This window comes from Streptomyces sp. NRRL WC-3549 (assembly GCF_000721935.1).
Classification (GTDB): Bacteria; Actinomycetota; Actinomycetes; order Streptomycetales; family Streptomycetaceae; genus Streptomyces.
Genome location: NZ_KL585407.1, coordinates 22132 through 28469 on the forward strand (window position 1 = coordinate 22132; position 6338 = coordinate 28469).

Genomic DNA, 6338 nt, shown 5'->3' on the forward strand with positions numbered 1-6338 from the left:
CGAGAAGCCGTAGAGACCGCAGGCGGCGAAGAAGTTGGCGACCGCCATGTAGAGCACCCTGCGGTTCTTGAGCGCCCGCAGCTGCTCCTTGACGGTCTCCTTCTGCGAGCCGTCGGAGTCGTACTCCTTGTTGATCTCCGACTCCAGCCAGGCGCGCTCGTCGGAGTCGAGGAAGCGCGCGTCGGACGGCCGGTCGGGCAGCCAGACCAGGGTGACCAGGCCGATCAGCACCGCGGGTGCGCCCTGGAGGATGAACACCCAGCGCCAGCTGCTCAGGTCCATCCAGTGGGCGTGGTCCAGGATCCAGCCGCCGGTCAGGCTGCCGAGGATCATCGCGATCGGCTGGGCCAGCGCCAGGGTCGCGATGGCCCGGCCCCGCTCCTTGCCCCGGTACCAGAACGTCAGGTACAGCAGCAGGCCGGGGAAGAGGCCGGCCTCCGCGATGCCCAGGGCGATCCGCGCGATGTACAGGTGTGTGACGCTCTCGACGAACCCGGTGACCACGGTCACCAGGCCCCAGCTGATGGCGATCCGGGCCAGCCACAGCCGGGCCCCGACCTTCTTCAGCATGATGTTGCTCGGCACTTCGAGGCCCACGTAGGCCAGGAAGAAGATCGCCGCGACACTGCCGAACATGGCCGTCGTGATGCCCAGTTCCTCGCCCATGCCCAGCTGGGCATAGCTGATGTTGGACCTGTCCATGTAGTTGAACACGTACAGCAGCAGGATGATCGGGAAGATCCGGTACGAGACCTTGCGGATCGTCCTTCTGCCGATGTCGCTGCCCTCGGCGTCGAGGTGCGCTCCCATGACGGCTCCTAAGGATGATGAGAGGGGTGCCCGCAGGCGGAAGAGGGGCGTCAGCGGGCGCCGGCAGCCGTGCGGCCGGCGACGCGTCCCAGGGTGAGGGCGTTGGCAACCGCGTTGCCGCCCCCGACATAGCGCATGCCGAGCACGCCGCCGCCCGCCTCACCGGCGGCGAACAGCCCGGGGATCACGGCGCCCGTGCGGTCCAGCACGGCGGCCTCGTGGTCGATCTCCAGACCGGTGTGGGTGCACACCAGTTCGGCGGGGAGCACCCGGGCCGCGTAGAACGGCCCGGTCGCGATCGGGTCGGGCGCCCCGGGCGATCCCTTCGCGGCGAGGGACTCCTCGCGCAGGAACTCCGGGTCGGTGCCGTCCGCGGCGAGCTGTGCGTTCCACCGGGCGACGGTCGCGGTGAGCGCGTCGTCCGGTACGTCCATGGCGGCGGCGAGACCGGCCAGGGAGCCGGCACGCAGTGTCCGGCCCGCCCGCGCCTCCTCGGCCACCCGTGCGGGGGTCCAGTCCGTGTACCCGGTCGGCAGCGCCAGCCGGGCCTTCTCGTCGAACACCGCCCACACGGGCCCGTCCTGCGCCAGGATCAGGCCGCCGGAGACGGCATAGGACGCGTCCTCGTCCATGAACCGGCGCCCGGCGAAGTTGACGTAGACCCGGGACTTCGGCGGGAACCCGGCCTGCCAGTGGTGGTGGCGCTGGAAGTAGGCGGTGGGCAGCATCAGGCCCCAGCCGTGCCCGGCCAGCGAGCTGCCGGTCTGCTCGGCGAAGGCCAGGTGGTCGCCCCGGCTGCCCGGGGCCGCCACCACGAACAGCGAGTCACCGGCCTCCCGCGCGGCCGGGTAGTACCGGTCGAGCAGCCCGGGGTCCTGGGCGAACCCGCCGCTGGCGACGACCACCGCACCGGCCCGCACCTCGATGCCGTCGGCGACGACGCCGGTGACCCGGCCGTCCTCGAACAGCAGCCTCTCCACCCGGGTGTCGAGCACGGCCTGGACCCCGCGCTCGCGGCGCGCCCGGTCGAGTACCTGTACCAGGCCGTACCCCTGGTCACGCGGCACGTGGCCGCGCCAGACGTCCTCCACCCCGGCCCGGCACAGGCCCGGTGTGTGGGCGTCCGGCGAGATGGCCGCGGGAACGTCCAGGCCGAGGTCCAGCAACCACTCCAGGGTGGGCCCGGCGGCGGTGCAGAAGGCCCGGATCAGGCCCGGCTTCAGCAGCCACTGGTTGAGGTCCATGTAATGCTGGAAGTACCGCTCGGCGGTGTCCTCGACGCCCAGACCGCGCTGCACGCTGGTGCCGGCCGCCGTGAAGAGACCGGCGGACAGCTGCGTGGAGCCGCCCAGCTCACGCTCGGACTCGAACAGCAGGACCTGCGCCCCCTGTTCGGCCGCGCTGACCGCGGCGGCCAGACCGGCACCGCCGCCGCCCACCACGATTACGTCCAGCGCGTCGAGATCGGTCATCACAGAGCTCCTTCGGCGTCGTCGAGAATGCGGTGGTAGAGCCCGTTGGAGACCAGACCGCCGTCCAGGGTGACCTCGGTGCCGGTCATGTAGGCACTGCGGTCGCCGAGCAGGAACAGCACGGCGTCGGTGATCTCGCGCGGCTCCCCCAGCCGGCCGGCCGGGATACTGCGCCGCGCGGACTCCACGAAGCCGTCGGACCCGGCGAGCAGACCGGTGGAGACCAGGCCTGGGTGCACGGAGTTGACCCGGATGTTCCAGGCGGCCAGCTCGCCGGCCGCGGACTTCGACAGCCCGGTGAGCCCCCACTTGGCGGCGGAGTACGAGGGCGAGAAGTAGCCGATCTGCCCCGAGACGGAGGAGATGTTGACGATGGAGCCGCCGCCGCTGTCCCGCATCAGGGGCGCCACGGCCTGGATGCCGTGGAACGGGCCGAAGAGATTGACGCGCATCACCCGCTCCCACACCTCCTCGGTGGTGTCCATGAAGCGCAGCCGACGGGACATGCCCGCGTTGTTGACCAGTCCGCCGAGCCGGCCGTCCGCCGCCCGCACGGCGTCCACGACGCGCCGCCAGCCGGCCCGGTCGGTGACGTCGAGGGCGTGCCCGGTGGCCCGGCCGCCGGCCTCGGTGATCTCCCGTACGAGGGGGGCGCAGTCGGCGACGTCGGCCAGGTGGACGTGGCTGCCGCGACGGGCCAGGGCGCGGGCGTGCTCGGCGCCCATCCCGGCCGCCGCGCCGGTGATGAGCACGACCGACGGGTAGCGCACGGTCTCGGAGTGCTCCGCCGGGCCGTGGCCCTCGCCGGGCCGGTCCGGGAGGGAGGCGGCGTGGTCCGGCTCAGACATGGCGCGAACCGCCGTCCACGGCGATGCTGTGCCCGGTCACGTAGCGGGCGCTGTCGGAGAGCAGGAACAGCAGTACGCCGAGCACCTCCTGCGGGGAGCCGAGGCGGTGCAGCGGCACGCTGTCCAGGGCGTGCCGGAGCGCGGCCGGGTCCTCGCGCACCCAGCGGGTCATCTCGGTGTCGATGTAACCGGGGGCGATCGAGTTGACCCGCAGGCCCTGGTCGCCGTACTCCACCGCGAGCGACTCGGTGAGGTGCGCCACCGCCGCCTTCGAGGTGCAGTAGGCGCCGCGCCCCTTGCGCACCCGCAGAGCGGAGACCGACGACATGTTCACGATGGAGCCGCCGGGGCCCATGTGCCGGGCGGCGGCCTGCGCGCCGAACAGCACCCCCTGCACGTTCACCTTCAGTACCGAGTCGATCTGCTCGGGGGAGATGTCCTGCGCGAAGGCGTGCGGGAAGATACCCGCGTTGTTCACCCAGTGGTCGAGACGGCCGAACTCGCCGAGGGCCAGCTGCGCCAACGCCTCGTGGCCTTCCGGGTCCACCACGTCGACGGCTGCCGGGACGACCCGGCCCCGCCGGCCGCCCTCGGGCAGCACGTCCGCCTGGGCGTTGATCTCCTCGGCGGTCCGCTTCATCGCGTCGAGGTCGATGTCGGCGGCGACCACGTTCACCCCGCGCAGGGCCAGGCCCTCGGCGAACACGGCGCCCATGCCGCGCCCGGCGCCGGTGACCACCGCGGTGCCGCCGGCCAGTTCGGGGTACTGGACGCAGGGCCGCCGGTGGTCGACCCGGCCGGGGTTCTCGGCGTCGGCCGCCTGCGGGGTTGCGATGTCGTTCATCAGTGCTGGTCCTTGCTTGTCGGAGTGTCACCGCGCGCGACGTGGCGCGACGGGGGCGCCGTGCCGCGTCGACCGCGCACGGCCCGGACACGCGTCCCCGAGGGGCGGGACACGGGCACGGGGCGGCGGCCGTCACGGGAACGGTTGCGGAGGGGGAGAGCGAGAAGGAGGGCCGGGGTGAGGCCCGGGGGTAGGGCGGGCCCGGAGTCCGGTTCGGCGCCGCCGCACGGGCCCGTGCCGGTGAGGCTCGGGGCGGGCGGCGTGCGAAGGACGCGGCGGGGGAGGGCCGGTCCGGACGGGCGGCGATGCGGAGCGGGCCGGCTCGGGGTGGCCGAACCGGCCGGCCGAGGTCCGTGCGGACCCATGGGGGAGGTGTCCGTGCGGACGGAGTCAGCTGTCGGTGCCGGGGCGGTCGTCACGGCGGACGGTGCGGGTGGCGATCAGCCACCGGTCACCGTCGCGCACGACACGGTCCGTGAGGGTGGTGAACCGTTCGGTGCGCGGGGTTCCGCCGCGGGGGGTCGCGATGATCTGCAGGTACGACTCCACGCGGAGGGCCCCGGCACCGTCGCCGCCGGTGACGGCGACGGTGCCGATCGCGTGGCGCCGTACCACGTCCTCGGCCCGGCAGGCGGCCGTGAACTGCTCGGCGAACGCGGTGAGTGCGGCGGTGCCGGTCACCGGTGCCGGATAGCTGGGTGAATCGAAGGTGGCACCGGGGGTGAAGGTGGCGGCCCAGTCCGCGGCGTGACCGCCGTCGATCAGATGACTTTGAAGGTGGTAGAGCTGCTGGATCTCGGCCAGCCGGGTGCCGTCGAGAAAGGCCGGCGTGGAGAGGTTCATGGGAGTGTCCCTTCGGCACATGATCCCGCGTCGGCCGCTGTCCCGATCGGCCGGTGCGTGGGTTGTCCCCCACAGAATTGCGTGCGATAATCGCACTAGCTGTGCGACTAATGTGAGCTTATGCAGGCTCCGCGAAGCCCGTCAAGGGATGGATTTCATGAACCGATCAGCCCAGAGCCCGCCTGTGTCCGACATCGCCGTCGACACCGGCATGTCGAAGACGCTCCATCACGGGCTGTTGATCCTCAAAGTCCTCTCGGAACACCCTGGAGGTCTGACCGTCAGCGAGCTCGCCGTCCGGATCGGGGTCCATCGCACGGTCGCGCACCGGCTGGTGAGGACCCTGGAGGCGCACCAGTTGTGCCGCCGTGACTCCCAGCGCCGGATCGTCCTCGGGACCGGCCTGGTCACCCTCGCCGAACCCGTCCAGCAGGACCTGCGCACCCTGGCCCGCCCCATCCTGGACGAACTGGCCGACGTCACCCGGGCCACCACCCACCTGCTCGTCCGCGAGGGAGCGTCCGAGGTGCGCGCACTGATGGTCGTGGAGCCGCGCGGCGCCCTCGTCCACGTGTCCTTCCGGCCCGGGCACACCCATTCCATCGAAGAGGGCTCCGGCGGTCTCGCCCTGCTCGCGCAGGGCCCGCCCGTGGAGGGGGAGCGCGCCGAGGTCACCGAGGCCCGCGCCCGGGGCTACGCCGTCACCATGGGCGAGGTCATCCCCGCCGTCATCGGTGTCTCCGCGGCCGTCCCGGCCCGGGGCGGTGAAGCGACCACCAGCATCGGCGTATCGGTGTTCGAGCCCACCCGCATCGACGACCTCGGCGCCACGGTCGCGGATGCCGCGAACCGTCTGGGAGCACTGCTGGGCTGAGCGGCCGGCTCCTCGCCGGAGGCGTGAGCCTGAGGCGCGGGGGAGGGGCGGGGCCGCGGCGGCGGTGCGGAGTTGCACGGCGCGGGGCGCGTGCGAACCGCCGGTCGTTCCCGTCCCCGGGCCGCTGTCCCGTGTCGCGCCGTTCGGGCGGGCCCTGCGGCTCGCCCGGTCGCACCGTACGAGGTGCGCGAAGAAGCCGCGCGAACGGCGCCGGGCACCTCCGTGATGCGGCCTCCGCGAGGCGGCGGGCGCCGGGGTGGCAGCCCGTGGGCGGACGCGCCGGCGCGGGGGCGGCCCCGGCCCCCGCGGGACCGCGGCGGCGATACCGACGGGCCGCGGGGCCGTCGGCCGCCGGGGTCAGCGCGCGGCCGGCGGAGCCGTACTGCTGCGCACCACCAGGCTGGTCGCCAGGTCGACCCGGGTCGTCGCGGGCTGCTTGCCCCGGCCGAGGTCGAGCACCAGGCGGGCCGCCGTCTCGGCCATCTCGATGAGCGGCTGGCGCACCGTGGTGAGCGGCGGACCGATCCAGCGGGTGACCGGCAGGTCGTCGAAGCCGACGACGCTGAGGTCCTGTGGGATGCGCAGACCCAGTTCGCGCGCGGCCTCGTACACGCCGAGCGCCTGGAGGTCTGTCTCTTATACACATC

6 protein-coding genes and 1 pseudogene are annotated in these 6338 nt (G+C 73.0%); 1 reads left to right on the forward strand and 6 read right to left on the reverse strand.

Going from position 1 to position 6338, the window contains the following annotated elements; translation table 11 throughout:
* The 5 genes from IH13_RS0119160 to IH13_RS0119180 all read right to left on the reverse strand — a co-directional run.
* On the reverse strand, positions 1 to 810 hold an 810-nt coding region (locus tag IH13_RS0119160), incomplete at its 3' end, for an MFS transporter (RefSeq protein ID WP_031086055.1).
* Between the two features lie 50 nt (positions 811 to 860).
* Positions 861 to 2282: an FAD-dependent oxidoreductase gene (locus tag IH13_RS0119165; RefSeq protein WP_031086057.1), complete on the reverse strand. Its 1422-nt coding sequence runs from the start codon at positions 2280 to 2282 to the stop codon at positions 861 to 863.
* Complete coding sequence (locus IH13_RS0119170) at positions 2282 to 3130, reverse strand: SDR family NAD(P)-dependent oxidoreductase (protein WP_051835876.1); 849 nt, start codon at positions 3128 to 3130, stop codon at positions 2282 to 2284. Before IH13_RS0119170 ends, IH13_RS0119165 begins: the two co-directional genes overlap by 1 nt.
* Positions 3123 to 3974: an SDR family NAD(P)-dependent oxidoreductase gene (locus tag IH13_RS0119175; RefSeq protein WP_031086059.1), complete on the reverse strand. Its 852-nt coding sequence runs from the start codon at positions 3972 to 3974 to the stop codon at positions 3123 to 3125. The genes IH13_RS0119170 and IH13_RS0119175 overlap by 8 nt, the downstream gene beginning before the upstream one ends.
* 390 nt (positions 3975 to 4364) lie before the next feature.
* The gene (locus IH13_RS0119180; protein ID WP_031086060.1) at positions 4365 to 4817 is read right to left on the reverse strand and encodes a nuclear transport factor 2 family protein; all 453 of its coding nucleotides are present in this window, start codon (positions 4815 to 4817) and stop codon (positions 4365 to 4367) included.
* Positions 4818 to 5028: 211 nt separating this feature from the next.
* Here IH13_RS0119180 and IH13_RS0119185 point away from each other — a divergent pair, with 211 nt between their 5' ends.
* Positions 5029 to 5691, forward strand: coding sequence for an IclR family transcriptional regulator (locus IH13_RS0119185; protein WP_031086064.1), 663 nt, complete (start codon positions 5029 to 5031; stop codon positions 5689 to 5691).
* Between the two features lie 357 nt (positions 5692 to 6048).
* Here IH13_RS0119185 and IH13_RS0119190 read toward each other — a convergent pair.
* Positions 6049 to 6321 (reverse strand): annotated as a pseudogene (locus IH13_RS0119190) (substrate-binding domain-containing protein); the annotation flags it as partial.
* Between the last annotated feature and the right edge of the window lie 17 nt (positions 6322 to 6338).